Source organism: Bradyrhizobium sp. HKCCYLRH2060 (assembly GCF_051168135.1).
Classification (GTDB): Bacteria; Pseudomonadota; Alphaproteobacteria; order Rhizobiales; family Xanthobacteraceae; genus Bradyrhizobium.
The window spans coordinates 38,743-53,059 of sequence record NZ_JBNPUK010000023.1 but is presented as its reverse complement, the minus strand read 5'-3'; the positions used below and the strand labels follow the sequence as shown (position 1 = coordinate 53,059).

Annotated in this window: 12 protein-coding genes; 3 read left to right on the top strand and 9 right to left on the bottom strand. The window is 67.5% G+C overall.

The genetic code is table 11. The annotated features are described in order from the left end of the window. The first annotated feature begins 115 nt into the window (after window positions 1-115). Entirely contained in the window at window positions 116-610 is a 495-nt protein-coding gene (locus ACQR10_RS30635; protein ID WP_316216083.1) for a ferritin-like domain-containing protein, read from the top strand. 235 nt (window positions 611-845) lie between these two features. Here the strand turns inward: ACQR10_RS30635 and ACQR10_RS30630 are convergent, their stop codons facing one another. Then, entirely contained in the window at window positions 846-1,394 is a 549-nt protein-coding gene (locus ACQR10_RS30630; protein WP_316182196.1) for a cupin domain-containing protein, read from the bottom strand. 196 nt (window positions 1,395-1,590) lie between these two features. On the opposite strand from ACQR10_RS30630, the gene ACQR10_RS30625 reads away from it, so the two are divergent. Beyond that, entirely contained in the window at window positions 1,591-2,874 is a 1,284-nt protein-coding gene (locus ACQR10_RS30625) for an aspartate aminotransferase family protein (protein ID WP_316182198.1), read from the top strand. Window positions 2,875-2,926: 52 nt separating this feature from the next. On the opposite strand, the gene ACQR10_RS30620 is transcribed toward ACQR10_RS30625, so the two are convergent. Further along, a complete protein-coding gene (locus tag ACQR10_RS30620) occupies window positions 2,927-3,598 on the bottom strand; it encodes a TetR/AcrR family transcriptional regulator (protein WP_316182134.1) in 672 nt (223 codons plus the stop codon). 87 nt (window positions 3,599-3,685) lie between these two features. On the opposite strand from ACQR10_RS30620, the gene ACQR10_RS30615 reads away from it, so the two are divergent. Beyond that, complete coding sequence (locus tag ACQR10_RS30615) at window positions 3,686-4,825, top strand: FAD-dependent oxidoreductase (RefSeq protein WP_316182200.1); 1,140 nt, start codon at window positions 3,686-3,688, stop codon at window positions 4,823-4,825. Here ACQR10_RS30615 and ACQR10_RS30610 read toward each other — a convergent pair whose 3' ends face one another. The 7 genes from ACQR10_RS30610 to ACQR10_RS30580 all read right to left on the bottom strand — a co-directional run bounded on the left by ACQR10_RS30610 (window position 4,826) and on the right by ACQR10_RS30580 (window position 14,301). After that, window positions 4,826-6,079, bottom strand: coding sequence for an arsenic transporter (locus ACQR10_RS30610; protein ID WP_316216084.1), 1,254 nt, complete (start codon window positions 6,077-6,079; stop codon window positions 4,826-4,828). Between the two features lie 22 nt (window positions 6,080-6,101). Beyond that, a complete protein-coding gene (locus ACQR10_RS30605; RefSeq protein WP_316216085.1) occupies window positions 6,102-7,376 on the bottom strand; it encodes an MFS transporter in 1,275 nt (424 codons plus the stop codon). 39 nt (window positions 7,377-7,415) lie between these two features. After that, on the bottom strand, window positions 7,416-8,069 hold the full coding sequence (locus tag ACQR10_RS30600; RefSeq protein ID WP_316216086.1) for a hypothetical protein: 654 nt from the start codon (window positions 8,067-8,069) through the stop codon (window positions 7,416-7,418). A gap of 45 nt (window positions 8,070-8,114) precedes the next feature. Further along, window positions 8,115-8,816 (bottom strand): hypothetical protein, encoded by a 702-nt coding sequence (locus ACQR10_RS30595; RefSeq protein ID WP_315804965.1) that lies wholly within the window; start codon window positions 8,814-8,816, stop codon window positions 8,115-8,117. Between the two features lie 111 nt (window positions 8,817-8,927). Then, window positions 8,928-10,286 carry a sigma-54-dependent transcriptional regulator gene (locus ACQR10_RS30590; protein ID WP_316216087.1) on the bottom strand — a complete coding sequence of 453 codons (1,359 nt, stop codon included), beginning with the start codon at window positions 10,284-10,286 and terminating at the stop codon, window positions 8,928-8,930. After that, entirely contained in the window at window positions 10,271-11,719 is a 1,449-nt protein-coding gene (locus tag ACQR10_RS30585) for a sensor histidine kinase (protein ID WP_316216088.1), read from the bottom strand. Before ACQR10_RS30585 ends, ACQR10_RS30590 begins: the two co-directional genes overlap by 16 nt. Before the next feature lie 116 nt (window positions 11,720-11,835). Then, complete coding sequence (locus ACQR10_RS30580; protein WP_315804913.1) at window positions 11,836-14,301, bottom strand: PAS domain-containing hybrid sensor histidine kinase/response regulator; 2,466 nt, start codon at window positions 14,299-14,301, stop codon at window positions 11,836-11,838. Between the last annotated feature and the right edge of the window lie 16 nt (window positions 14,302-14,317).

Sequence of the window (14,317 nt, the reverse complement as noted above, 5' to 3'; positions counted from 1 at the left end):
GGGCTCGCGCCCGATCGGCACCGCTCCGGACAGGATTTTCGTGAAGCGGTAGTCCGCGGCAGGAACCAGGGTGTGGCTTTCCGGTTGTCGGCTCACACAATTCAGGGAGCACACCATGCCTGCCGACAAAGACCTCAACGAGCTCTTCCTCGATACCCTCAAGGACATCTACTACGCCGAGAAGCAGATCCTGAAGACGTTGCCGAAAATGGCCAAGGCGGCGCAGTCGGAGAAGCTGGCGGCGGCGTTCGAGAAGCACCAGGAGGAGACCGAAGGCCAGATCGAGCGGCTCGAGCAGATTTTCGAGCTGATCGGCAAGCCTGCCCGCGGCAAGAAGTGCGATGCGATCGAGGGCATCATCGACGAGGGCAAGGAGATCATGGACGAGTACAAGGGGACGCAGGCGCTCGACGCCGGCCTTCTTGCTGCAGCGCAGGCGGTCGAGCACTACGAGATGTCGCGCTATGGCACCCTGAAGGCCTGGGCGCTCAAGCTCAACCTGCCAAAGGCCGCCAAGCTGCTCGACCAGACGCTGAATGAAGAGCGCAAGACGGACGAAAGCCTGACCAAGATCGCGGAGACCGCGGTCAACTACGAGGCTGCGGCATAACGCGTCTCAACAACACTGCAACTGCCGCGGGCGCTGTGAGCAGCGCCGGCGGCACGAATGCTGGCAGCGGTTGCCGCTTTGCCGAAGAGATTGGCCACCGGTCGAGACATTTCGGACGCACGGCTTTGGAAAAGATGAAACGGGTTCGTTGCCATCTTTGGCAGATCGCCTGAAGATGCCCAGGCCGGTGGTCCACGCACGAAAGGCATTGTGGCCGGGAGGGGCCTGCCGGCGTTCAGAACGTCGGCGGCGTGCAGGCGCTGATGACTTCGCACGGCGTGGCGCCGACGCAGCGAAATCGATGCGGGCGGCGGCTTTCGAAGTAATAGGCGTCGCCAGGATCGAGGATGCGGCGTTCGTCTTCGACAGTCACCTCCAGCCGGCCGCTGATCACGATCCCGCCTTCCTCGCCGTCGTGCACGAGCAGCACCCGTCCGGTGTCGCTGCCCGGCTCGTACCGCTCCCTCAGGATCTGCAGGCTGCGGCCAAGCAGATTGTCGCCGACCTGGAGGTAGGAGATCGGTTTCTTGCCGATCTCGGTCAATTCATCGGAGCGATAGAACGCCTTGCGTGGCCGCTTCGGTTCGATGGCGAAGAATTCGGCCAGTCCCATCGGAATGCCGTCGAGAATGCGTTTGAGCGCGCCGACCGACGGATTCATCTGGTTGGACTCGATCAGCGAAATCGTCGAGTTGGTCACGCCGGCGCGCTTGGCCAGTTCGCGCTGCGACAGCTTGTGGCGCGCTCGAACGTACCGCAGCCGCTCGCCTAGATCGATGCTCACCCCAAATCCCTGTTGCTGATGTTGCGGATCGCGCAAATATGACCCGTCGATGTTCGATAAATCAACAGGTTACGAGACACAAGAAAAGGACTTGTTGTATTTTTGCGAACGTGGTCCGGCTAACCTGCCGCAGCAGAGGAGCCCCGCCGTGACCACTCGCCAGATTCCGAACTCCGTCCAACTCGAATCGTTCTGGATGCCGTTCACGGCCAACCGGCAGTTCAAGGCGGCGCCGCGCCTGTTCAGTGGCGCGGAAGGCATGCATTACACGACCGTCGACGGCCGCAAGGTGATCGATGGATCGGCGGGCCTGTGGTGCGTCAATGCCGGTCACGGCCGTCGGCAGATCGCCGCCGCCGTCGAGCGGCAGCTGATGAACCTCGACTTCGCGCCCTCGTTCCAGATGGGCCATCCGCTCGCGTTCGATTTCGCCGAGCGCCTCGCGGAGATCGCGCCCGCCGGTCTCGACCGCGTCTTCTTCACCAATTCCGGCTCGGAGTCGGCGGATACCGCGCTGAAGATCGCGCTGGCCTATCAGCGCGCGATCGGCCAGCCGACGCGCACCCGCCTGATCGGCCGCGAGCGCGGCTATCACGGCGTCAACTTCGGCGGCACGTCGGTCGGCGGCATGGTCAACAACCGCCGCGTCTTCAATCCCGTTCTGCTCCCCGGCGTCGACCACATCAGCCATACCTATGATCTCGCCCGCAATGCCTTCTCCAAAGGCCAGCCGGAGCATGGCGCCGACAAGGCCGACGACATCGAGCGGCTGGTCGCGCTGCATGGCGCGGAGACCATCGCGGCTGTGATCGTTGAGCCGGTGCCGGGCTCCACCGGCGTGTTGCCGCCGCCGAAGGGCTATCTGCAGCGGCTGCGTCAATTGTGCGACAAGCACGGCATCCTCCTGGTCTATGACGAGGTCATCACCGGTTTTGGCCGTCTTGGCGCGCCGTTCGCGGGGCAACATTTCGGCGTGGTGCCGGATCTGATGACGACAGCGAAGGGCATCACCAACGGCGCCGTGCCCTGCGGCGCGGTGTTCGCCAGCCGCAAGGTCCACGATGGACTGATGACGGGGCCGGAGAGCCAGATTGAGCTGTTCCACGGCTATACCTATTCAGCGCATCCGATCGCCTGCGCCGCCGGCATCGCGACGCTCGACATCTACAAGGATGAAGGTCTGCTCACGCGCGGCGCCACGATGGCCGAGTATTGGCAGGACGTGCTCCACCAGCTCAAGGGCCTGCCCAACGTGATCGACATCCGCAACTGCGGCCTGATGGGCGCGGTCGAGCTGGCGCCGCGCGAAGGCGCGCCGGGTGCACGCGGCTATGAGGTCATGGTCGATTGCTTCGAGCACGGCCTTTATCTGCGGCAGGCCGGTGATGCCTTCGCGATGTCGCCGCCCCTGATCGTCGAGCGCAGCCATATCGACGAGATGGTTTCGATCCTGGGCGATGCCATCAAGCGCGTGAGCTGAGGCTTACGCCGCACCGGCACGCCTATGCCAGGTGTGCCGGCGCGGCGGCGGCCTATCTGACGGTTGCGATGCCGGCCAGGATCAAGTCGATGCCGGCGAGAAACTGCTCGCGGTCGTCGTGTCCGCGCAGCTGTGCCGCGACCTTTCGCACGAACGGATATTTTTCCGGATCGAGCTGCGCCCAGCGCGCGGCGACGGCGTCGAGGAACGCCGCGCGATCCGTCTCGGGTGGGGCGAGGCGTGCGTTCGCGGCGTTCTGCACGGCGACGCCCAGAATGTAGTTCGCCAGCGCGGACCAGCAGTCGAACAGCGCGCGTTCGGGGACGCCGAGCGCCAGGAGGCGCCCGCCGATGCCCTCGGATATCTGCAGCGTCGCGGGTTGCCACGGCTCGCGATAGAGCTGAGCGCCCACCCAGGGATGGGTGTCGATCGCATCGAATATCCCAAGTGCAATGGCACGGATCGCCTCACGCGGCGTCCCGCCGGCGACCACACCGGTCATGACACGAGCGACGACATCGTCGGCGGCTGCCGCCAGCAGCTCGTTCTTGTCGGCGACGTGCCAGTAGATCGCACCGCTGCCCGTTGAAAGCCGCGCCGCGAGCGCGCGGAAGGTCAGGGCGCTCTCGCCATCGCTGTCGAGAATCGCAATCGCAGCCGCGACGATCCGCTCTTTCGAGAGCGCGTCCGTCCGCCGTTCGGTCGGCTTTGTCCTGGATGTCATGCACATCATCTTGACATGGATGGAACGATGTTCCAAGGCTTGAGACCTAATGGAACAATGTTCCATTCATGCCAAGGGAGAGCTTCAATGACGCCACCAGTCACGATCGTCGGTGCGGGCCTCGGCGGCCTCGTCCTCGCCCGCGTCCTCCACGTCCATGGCATTGCCGTGACCGTCTATGAAGCGGAGTCCTCGGCCGGTGCTCGCACGCAGGGCGGCCAGCTCGACATTCACGAACATGATGGACAGCGCGCGCTTGAAGTCGCCGGCCTCACCGATGCGTTCCGCGCCATCATCCATGAAGGTGGCCAGGCGACGCGCGTGCTCGACCGGCACGGCACGGTGCTGTTCGAGGCGCCCGACGACGGCACGGGCGGACGGCCTGAGGTGCTGCGGGGCGATCTCAGGCAGATCCTGATCGACTCGCTTCCGGCGGACACGGTCCAATGGGGCAGGAAGCTCTCCGGTGTCGCGCCGCTCGGCGACGGCCGGCACGAACTGACTTTCGAGGATGGATCGACCGTACGCAGCGAACTGCTCGTCGGTGCCGATGGCGCCTGGTCGAAGGTCCGGCCGCTGCTGTCGGACGCCAGGCCCGACTATGTCGGCACGATCTTCATCGAGACCTATCTGTACGACGCCGATACGCGGCACGCCGCGGCAGCCGAAGCGGTCGGAGGCGGTGCGCTGTTCGCGCTCGCCCCGGGGAAGGGGATCTGCGCGCATCGCGAGGCGGGGAGCGTTCTGCATGCCTACGTCGCGCTGAAGCGTGACGCAGCGTGGATTGCTGATATCGACTTCGGCGATGCCGGTGCCGCGACCGCGCGCGTAGCGGCTGAATTCAACGGATGGGCACCGGCGCTCACCGCGCTGATTGCCGACGCCGATACACCGCCAGTGCCGCGCATGATCCATGCGCTCCCGCACGACCACCGATGGGACCGCGTCCCCGGCGTGACGTTGCTCGGAGATGCCGCGCATCTGGCGCCACCGGCCGGCGAGGGCGCGAACCTGGCGATGTTTGACGGCGCTGAGCTGGCGCAAGCGATCGCCGCACATCCCGGCGACATCGAAGCGGCGCTCGTCACCTATGAGGACGCGCTGTTTCCGCGCAGCCAGTCGGCCGCGGTGGACGCACACCGGATCCTGGAACTTTGCCTCAGCGACAACGCACCCTTCGGACTGATCGACTTCTTCACCGCCGCCCATGAGGGCAAGGAGGGCTGACTACCACATTGCCGCCGCCAGCGCTGCGATGAGTGCAGGCGGCGTCGCGATCAGGCCGACCTTCAGAAACTGCCAGGCGGTCACCTCGATCTTCTCGCGCCGCAATGCCGTCAGCCAGAGGATGGTGGCGAGCGAGCCGGTGACCGAGATGTTCGGGCCGAGATCAACCCCGATCAGGATCGCCCGGATGACTCCATGCGGCAGGTGATCGCTGCTGGCGACGGAGCCCGCGACCAAGCCGACCGGCAGGTTGTTGGCGATGTTGTCGGCGATCGCGGTGATCAGGCCCGCGGCCCACGCCGTGCCGTGCGGCGACGACGTCATGCCCTGGTGCAGCCAGGCGCTGAGCTGGCCGATCGCGCCGGCGCGGCTCAGACCTTCCACCATCACGAACAGGCCGCCGACCAGCGGCAGCACGCCCCATGAGATGCCCTTGATCACCGGCCATGGCGACTGCCGGCCGACGAGCAGGATCGCAGCCGCGGTGACCACGCCGCAGACGAAGGTCGGCAGGCCCAGTTGAACGTCGAACGCCGAGGCGGTCAGAAGCACCGCTGCGATGGCGAATATCCCCAGGGCGGCAAGCCGGCCTTCGCGGCTGAGATGCGGCTTCTCGACATCGGTGCGCAGCGTCTCCTCCCGCAACGCGCGGCGCTGGGTGAGCCACAGCGCGACGTAGGTGAGGGCGATCGCGGCCATCGAGGGCAGGGTGAACTGGCGCAGCCATTCGGTGAGATGCGGCATGCGTTCGCCGAACACGACGAGATTGGCCGGGTTGGAGATCGGCAGCACGAAGCTCGCGGCATTGGCGATGAAAGCGCAGACATAGAGATACGGCAGCGGCGAGGCGCCGGCGGCGCGCGTCGCGGCATAGACCGCCGGCGTCAGCACGATCGCCGTGGCGTCATTGGAGAGCAGCACGGTGACCAGGGTGCCGACCGCATAGACCAGCAGGAACAGCAGTTGCGGCGAGCCGCGCGCATGCTCCACGGCATAGGCCGCGAGATAGTCGAACAGGCCCTCGCGGCGCGCCAGCTCGGCGATCAGCATCATGCCGATCAGGAACAGATAGACGTCGACGCCCTTGCGGATGCCGGTGAGCGCGTCGGCGACAGGCAGCAAACCGAGCGCGACCAGCAGGATCGCGCCGGCGGCGGCCCACACGGCCTCGGGCAGCCGAAAGGGACGGATGATGACGCCGGCGATGGCGGGAATGATGATGGCGTAGGCGAGCCAGGTATCGTGCAGGGACATGATCAGGGATCGATAGAGCAAATCATTCGGCGGGGATAGCGGGCGAGGGTGCCGCGTTCGGATGGGCGGCCTCTGCTCCGCCGGTCTCGGGCAGCAGCAGCCAGCACACGATCACGGCGAGGGCGGCGACTGCGCCGAGCGCCAGAAATGCGGCGCTGTAGCCGCCATGGACAACGACCAGGCCGGCCAGCGCGGTCGACAGCGCCGCGCCAATGCTCTGCGCCGTGATGACCGCGCCCTGGGCGACGTTGAAGCGGCCGGTGCCGCGCATCAGGTCGGCGACGATGACCGGCATGATCGCGCCGAAGATGCCGGCGCCGACGCCGTCCAGCAACTGCACGCCGACCAGCCAGGCCTTGTCGTCGGACAGCGTGTAGAGCACGGCGCGCGGCGGCAGGATGAGCAGCGCCGCCAGGAAGAAGCGCTTGTGGCCCCAGCGATCGGCGCGGGCGCCGACCAGCAGCGCCATCGGCACCATCACGAGCTGGGCGGCGGCGATGCAGGCCGACATCAGGCTGGTGCCGAGATTCTTGTCCTGCAGCGCCAGCTTCTGGCCGACCAGCGGCAGCATGGCTGCGTTGGCAAGGTGAAACAGCGCGACGCAGACCGCGAAGATCAGCAGCGGACGGCAGGTCAGGAGAATGCCCAGGCCCGACGGCTGCTCGCCTTGGTCCGCGCGATTGCCGTCCGCCTGGTGGGCCAGCCCGCGCGCGGCATCATGGTCGATGGCGCGCTCGGGGATGGCGAGCACGCTGATGAGGCTGCCGGCCGACGTCACTGCCATCAGGTAGAACACCGCCGACGGTCCGAGCGCATAGGCGGCGGCGCCGGCGATGACGGCGCCGACGGCGTTGCCGGCATGGTTGAAGGTCTCGTTGCGGCCGACCCGCGCGGTGAAGGCTTTGGCGCCGACGATCCCGAGCGACACCGCAGCGATGGCCGGGGCGAAGATCACGCCGGCGGCATTGGCGATGCTCTGCGAGATCGCGACCGGCCAGAAGCTGGTCATGAGAGGTAACAGCAGCGAAGCGGCCGTGACGACGATCGCGGCTGATATCATGACCAGCCGTTTTGCCCTGGTGGCGTCGACCAGCGCGCCGGCCGGGGTCTGCGCGACGATGCCGGCGATCGTCGCCAGCGACATCACCGCGCCGATCGAGGCCTCGTCCCATTTCTGCTCGGTGAGCAAGTAGATCGCGAGATAGGGCCCGAGGCCATCGCGCACGTCGGCCAGGAAGAAATTGGCAGCGTCGAGCGCGCGGCGCGCCCGGTGCGTGGTGGTCTCATCCTGTGACATGCTGTCAGGCTCGGTCCCTCGTTGCGTCAGTGCAGGCGATCACGCGTGCGCGTGATCGTGCTTGGGCCCGTGCTTGTGCTTCGGTCCGTGCTTCGGTCCGTTCTTGGGACCATGCTCAGGGTCCTTCTTGGGGCCATGCTTGAGCGGCTCGAGGCTCTTCAGGTCCGGGCCCGCCTCGCGGGCGTGGATGACCCGGCCGAAGCGCGTGTCGATGCCGTCGCCACGAACCGCCAGCGTCGCTTTCGGCGCGAGCAGCCCGGCAATCTCCTTGGCTTCCTTCGGCCCGATGCGCACGACGGTGCCGTCGGTCAGCAGCGCGCCGCGCAGCTCGCCCTTGGGGCCGAACAGCGACAGCCGCACCTTGCCTTCGACGTCCATCCGGTGATGGTCGTGCTTGGGGTGCTCGCGCTCCTCGTCCGGGCCGTGGTCGATGATCTGCCGGCCATCTTCAGCCGACACGGCGACCGCCGCGAGCAGTTGCGCCCCGCGTGGCTTCACACCCCGCGCGCCGACGGTATCGCCCGCCTTGATGTGGCGCGTCAGCTCCGCCGCCATATGCGGCGGCGTATGGACGAGGATGTCCGTGTCGCCTGCCCGCATGACGAAGCCGTCGACCTCGCCATGCGGATTGAGCACGAAGCGTTCGAGCACGCCGTTCACGAGCGGCAGGCTTTCGGGATCGATCCAATGCATGTTCGTCTCCTGTGGTGCGTTCGTTCGTGATCGAAAGGAAAGAGATCAGCCGCGCGGCGGAGGCGGCGGCGGGCCGAGCCGGTCGGGGCCGCCCCTCGGGCCGCGTGGCGGGCGCGGACCGTCGATTTCCGTCATCTGATCCGGCGAGGTGCCGATGGCCTTGACGTCGACGAGCTTGCCGAGGGCGGTCTCGAGCAGGTCGCCGCGCACCGAGATCGTCTGTCCGGGATGCAGCCAGTCGGCCAGCCGTTCGGCTTCGGGCGGCGGCAGGCGGAGCGACGTGCCGTCATCGAGCACCGCGCCGTTGACCTCGCCGCGCTTGCCGTGCAGCACCGTGGCGATCCGTCCGCTGACCGTCTGGTCGGCGCCGTGCCGGCCGGGGCGGTCGGGCGGACCGTCGTCCACGACGGTCTTGCCGGTCGCGATGTTGGTGATCGAGGCCGCGTCGACCAGCGGCAGCGCGCGGGCGCGCAGGCCGCGGATCGAGACGCCGTCGCCCGGCCGGATCGTGAACACGACCTGAGCCGTCAGATGCGGCGGCAGCTGCACCTCGGTGCCGTCGTTGAGAATCAGTCCGTCGACATCGCCGCGCGGCGTCAGCGTGTATTGCTTGACGATCCCGCGTGTCTCCGGAAGCTGCGATGCATCCCACGTCGCATCCGGCGGGGACAGTGGTGCCTGGGCGCTGGCCGCAGTCATGCCGCAGCCCGCTGCGGCGAGCATCAGCGCGGCCATGATCGGCGTCATCTTTCGCGTCATCCTGGAACTCCTTTGGCAGGGGTGACGCAAGATGGTTCGCAACGGCCGTGCCAAGTGCCGGACGACGACAAATCAATGGGTTGCATGAAGGCTGGGGCGCTAGGCGTCGTCTTTCCCGACGGCGCGCGTCGGATTTCCTGACGCCTGCTCGTCACCCAGACCGTAGCGCTGCATCTTGGTGTAGAGCAGTTGCCGGTTGATCTTGAGCTGTCGCGCCGCTTCGGTGCGGTTGCCGCCGCACGCCGCCAGCGCGCGGCGGATCAGGCGCTCTTCCAGCCGCGCCACCGCCGCCGGCAGGTCCGTCGAAGTCTCCGTCTCCTCGTCATGCGGCGCGTCGGTGATGTCGAGATCGTCGGCGTCGATCAGGACTCCTTGCGTCAGCACGCAGGCGCGTTCGATCACGTTGCGCAACTCGCGGACATTGCCAGGCCAGGGCGCATGAGCGAGCTTGTCGATGGCCGCGTCGGTCAGTTGCGGGCGCGGCCGTCCCTCCGACGCCAGCGCCAGAAAATGGCCGGCCAGCGGCAGGATGTCCTGGGCGCGCTCGCGCAGCGGCGGCAGCTCGATCGGGATCACGTTGAGGCGGTAGTACAGATCCTCGCGGAAGGCGCCGCTCGCGACCAGCCTGGCGAGATCGCGATGCGTGGCCGCGACGACGCGGGCCGACACCTTGACCGGCTTGCCGCCGACCGGCGTGATGACGCGCTCCTGCAGGGCGCGGAGGATCTTGGCCTGCATCGACGGCGGCATGTCGCCGATCTCGTCGAGGAAGAGGGTGCCCGACCCGGCATCGCGGAAGGCGCCGGCGCGGTCGGAGCTGGCGCCGGTGAACGATCCCTTGACGTGGCCGAACAATTCGCTCTCGAGCAGATCGCGTGGGATTGCGGCACAGTTGACGGCAATGAAGGGAGACGCGCTGCGCCGGCTGTGGACATGAAGCGCGCGCGCGACCAGCTCCTTGCCGGTGCCGGTCTCGCCGCGGATCAGCACCGTCGCGTCGGCATCGGCTGCGCGGCCGATCGTCTTCTGCACCCGGCGCATCGCCTCGCTGGTGCCGATCAGTCCGCTGTCGTCGGCGGAGGCCGTGTCCTGCTGCTGAGACCGGCGCGGCGGCAGCCGCGCGATCAGCTCGCGCAGCGCGTCGCGGCCGATCGGCTTCACCAGATGATCGAACGCGCCGAGCCGCATCGCCTCGATCGTGTTCTCAGGGCTGGCATAGGCGGTCAGCACGATCACCGGAGGCGCATCGCCATCGGCGCGGATGCGGCGCAAGGTCTCGATGCCGTCGAGCCCCGGCATCCGCAGGTCGAGCAGCACGGCATCGGTCGCGGGAGACACCATGCCGGTCGCTTCGCGGCCGGAGGCCGCCGTGATCGCCTCGTGGCCGAGATCGGTCAGCGTCTCCGCCAGCCCGTCGCGTAGCGCCGCATCGTCGTCGACGATCAGGATGGTTGCCATGGCAGGGAGATCTCGAAGCTGGTGCCGGTGCTGACAGGGGCGAGTTGTGCATCGCCATGATGGGCGCGCGCGATCTCGCGCACGATGGCAAGTCCAAGCCCGGTGCCGTCGGCGCGGGTGCTGACGAACGGCTCGAACAGGCGATCCCTGATGCCGGGGGCGATGCCCGGGCCGCTGTCGGTGACGCGAAACAGCAGGCGTCCATCGGCGATCTCGGCTGCGACGACGATCTCGCCGCCCTCGGGCGTGTTCTGGATCGCATTGAGGATCAGATTGTCGAGGGCGCGCTGCAGCTGCGCGGGATCGAAGCAGCAGGCCTGCGCGGAGGACGGCGCGATGGCGCGGAGCGCCTGGCCGTGGCGCGCGGCGAGCTCGCGGTGGGAGTCGATCGTGGCCTGCAGGAAGCCGTCGAGCTCGACGGGACGGGTCTTCGGCTGGCTCGCCTGGGTCATCGCCAGGAGATCGCGAAGCAGCGCGTCGAGCCGCGCCACCTGCTGCAGGATCGCTTCGAGCGCGCTGGCCTTGCGCGCAGGGTCGGGCGAGGCGAGCGCGTTCTCGGCCTTCAGGCGCATCGCCGCGATCGGATTGCGGATCTCGTGGGCGAGCGTGGCCGACAGCCGGCCGACGGCTGCGAGGCGCTCGGCGGCGGCGGCGCGCATGCGCTCCGCCGACAGGCGATGGCCGGCATCGTTGACGGCGTCGACGAGGCGGTCGAGCTCGCGGGCGCCGGTGTGCGGCAGTTGCGGCAGGTCGGTATTGTCCGTCGGCTCGCCCAATGCCGTCTCGATCATGCCGATGCGGCGTGACCACGACACCAGGATCCAGGCCAGCCAGATCGCCGAGCCGAGCAGCGTCGCCGCCAGCACGATCAGCCCGATCAGCAGATGCGTGTAGGCCGGACCTTCGGCCGCGGCGGCGCGGGTCATGGTCCAGGCGGTGACGTTCTGGAGCGGACCGCGCAATGGGCAGGCATGAACGATCAGAGTCTGCGACTTCCCGGCGTTCTTCGTCGTGGAGGGGCGGCCGCTGCGCTGCGCGTCGCTGTTGATCTGCTTGATCACGCTGAGTTCGGCTGCCGGCAGGTCGGTCTTGGGTCCGGTGCCTTCGTAGGTCGGATAGGCGTAGGCCAGCGACCCGGTCTCCGTCTGCCAGATGCCGCCTTCGACGCCGGGCGTCGCGGCCAAGGCGGACTGCACCAGCGGGATGAGGTCCTGCTTCAGGCTGTCGTCGACCGGCGCGCCGCGCCAGCCCGAGACGAAGAACTGATAGCGGTCGGCGATGTCGCGGCAGCCGCGCGTGACCAGGTCCTGCGCGCGCGCCACGCGGGCGTCGTTCGACTGCTGGAACGACTCGACAAGAAGATACGCCGTCGCCGCGCCGGAAACTGCCAGCATGAGCCAGAGCGCCGACAGCCGCGAGCGAAGGGAGCGCATCAAATGGTCCGCAATGACATCGGATGACCGAGTGCGGCGCGACGCGCGGACGCGGTTCACGGCACCTCATTGCGGAACAGAACGTCCGATCGGCAATGTTGGTTCCCGATGCCGGCTCAGCGCGGCAGCGGCGCCTTCTCGGCCATCGCCTTGCGCAGGATGCGCGACAGCGATTCCACCGAATAGGGCTTCTTGATCAGCTCGAAGCCGTGATGGGCATTTTCCGCCAGCACGTGGCTGTAGCCGGATGTCAGCACCACCGGCAGGCCGGGATAGCGGTCGCGGATGATGCCGGCAAGCTCGAGGCCGTTGATGCCGGGCATGATGACGTCGGAGAACACGAGATCGACGGCGAACTCATCGTTTGCCAGGATCGCCAGCGCATCGGCGCCGTTGGCGACGCGGCGCGTCACATAGCCGAGATCCTCGAGCAGCTCGGTCGAGAACTGCCCCACCTCGTCATTGTCCTCGACCACGAGCACGCGGTAGCCGCGCCCGATGGTCGCCGGCTCGATGCGCGCGGCGCCCGCTTCCGTGCCGGATTCCGTTGCCGTGGCTTGTGGCAGATAGATCGTGAAGGTCGCGCCGTGGCCGATGCGGCTGTCGACCGCGATGTCGCCTTCGGACTGCTTGGCGAAGCCGAACGCCTGGCTGAGGCCGAGACCCGTGCCCTTGCCGACCTCCTTGGTGGTGAAGAACGGTTCGAAGATCGCGTTGAGATGTTGAGGTGCGATGCCGCCGCCAGTGTCGGTGACCGAGATCGCGATGAAGGCCCCGGGGCGGGGGCTCTGGCCGCGCAAGGCCGGAATGCTCTCGGTTCGCTGCACGCCGATCTGCAGATGACCTTCACCGTTCATGGCGTCGCGCGCATTGACGGCGAGATTGATCAGCGCAGTCTGGAATTGCGCGACGTCGGCGAGGGTGAACAGCCCGCTGTCCGTGACCGCGAGCTCGATCTGGATGCGGCTGCCGACAAGAGGACGGATCAGTTGCACGACGTTCTCGACCTGCTCGCCGACATTGAACACCTGCGGCGTCAAGGGTTGCCGCCGGGCGAAGGCCAGGAGCTGCGCGGTCAGCTTCGAGGCGCGCTCCACCGTCTCCGAGATCGCGTCGACATAGCGCCGGCGCCGCTCCTCGGGAAGATCGCGGCGGCGCAGGAAGTCGGTGGCCGAGCGGATGATCGTGAGCAGGTTGTTGAAGTCGTGGGCGACGCCGCCGGTGAGCTGGCCGACCGCCTCCATCTTCTGCGACTGCCGCAGCAGCTCCTCGCCCTGGATGCGCTCGGTGACGTCGACGGCCTCGGCGACCGCGCCGGTGACCACGTCATGCTGGTCGAACAGCGGCCGCATCGACAGCTCGAAATGTCGCTGGCCGCTGGCGAAGTCGAGCCGCATCTCGGTCCGGAAGCTTTCGCCGGCGAGAACGCGGGCGAACGCCTTGCGCAGCATCTCGGTCACGCCCGGCGTATGGGTGAACCAGGGCGCATCCCAGAGCGGCTGGCCGATGACGTTCACTTCACCGGCGCGCATGCCGGCGACCGCGATGCGGTTGGCATGCATCACGCGGCCCTCGACGTCGAGGATGGCCTGATACTGATTGCTGGTGTCGAAGATCGCGCGCATGCGCGCTTCATTGGCCTCGAGTTGGGCGGTGCGCTCCCTGATACGCTCTTCGAGGGTCTCGTTGACGCGGCGCAGCTCGATCTCGGCCTGCTTGGCGGCGGTGACGTCGTGAGCGACGCCGATGAAGCCGACATGTTTGCCGTTCGCATCCCAGCGTGGCTGCGATTCCGATCGCAGCCAGCGCCATTCCCCGTCGGCGCGCCGGTAGCGCGCCTCGAGGAAGAACGGCTTCAGCGAGCACTCTCCCGACTGCTGCTGCGCGAGGATGCGCGGAAGGTCCTCGGGATGCAGCACCTTGCGCCAGTCGAAGGCCAGCGCCTCGTCAGGGGGCAGGCCGAGGAAATCGATATAGGCGCGATTGACGAAGGAGCGGGTGCGGTCGAGCTTCGTCACCCAGATCGGCACCGGCGCGCTGTCGGCGATCAGCCGGAAGCGTTCCTCGCTCTCGCGCAGCTCGGCCTGCGCCAGCATCTGGTCGGTGACATCGATATGCGCGCCGACCAGACGGATCGCACGGCCGTTCCAGTCACGCTCGATGCGGGCGATGACGCGGACCCAGCGGATCTCGCCGTCGCTGGGACGGATGATGCGGTATTCGGTGGTGTAGTCCTCCTGCTCGCTCTTGACCGCGGCAATGAAGTCCTGCTCGGCCTTGACGCGGTCATCGGGATGGACGCGCCTGACCCAGTCCTCGTGAGTCTCGTGGACGGCCTCCGGCGGCAGGCCGTGAATGATCAGGTATTCGGGGGAGCGGCGGTTGCGGTAGCCCTCGCGCAGGTCGACCTCGACGCCGCCGACCCGGGCGATGCGCTGGATGCGCGCGAGCTCCGCCTCGCGTTCCTGCAGCGCGCGATAGGCCTGATCGCGATCGCGGGCGATCTCCTCGATATGCTGGCGCAACGCGTCGGCGGCAGCCTCCGGCCTTACTTCGTCTCTAGGCGCATCCGCGCTGTTCATGCTGACCTGTACTGGT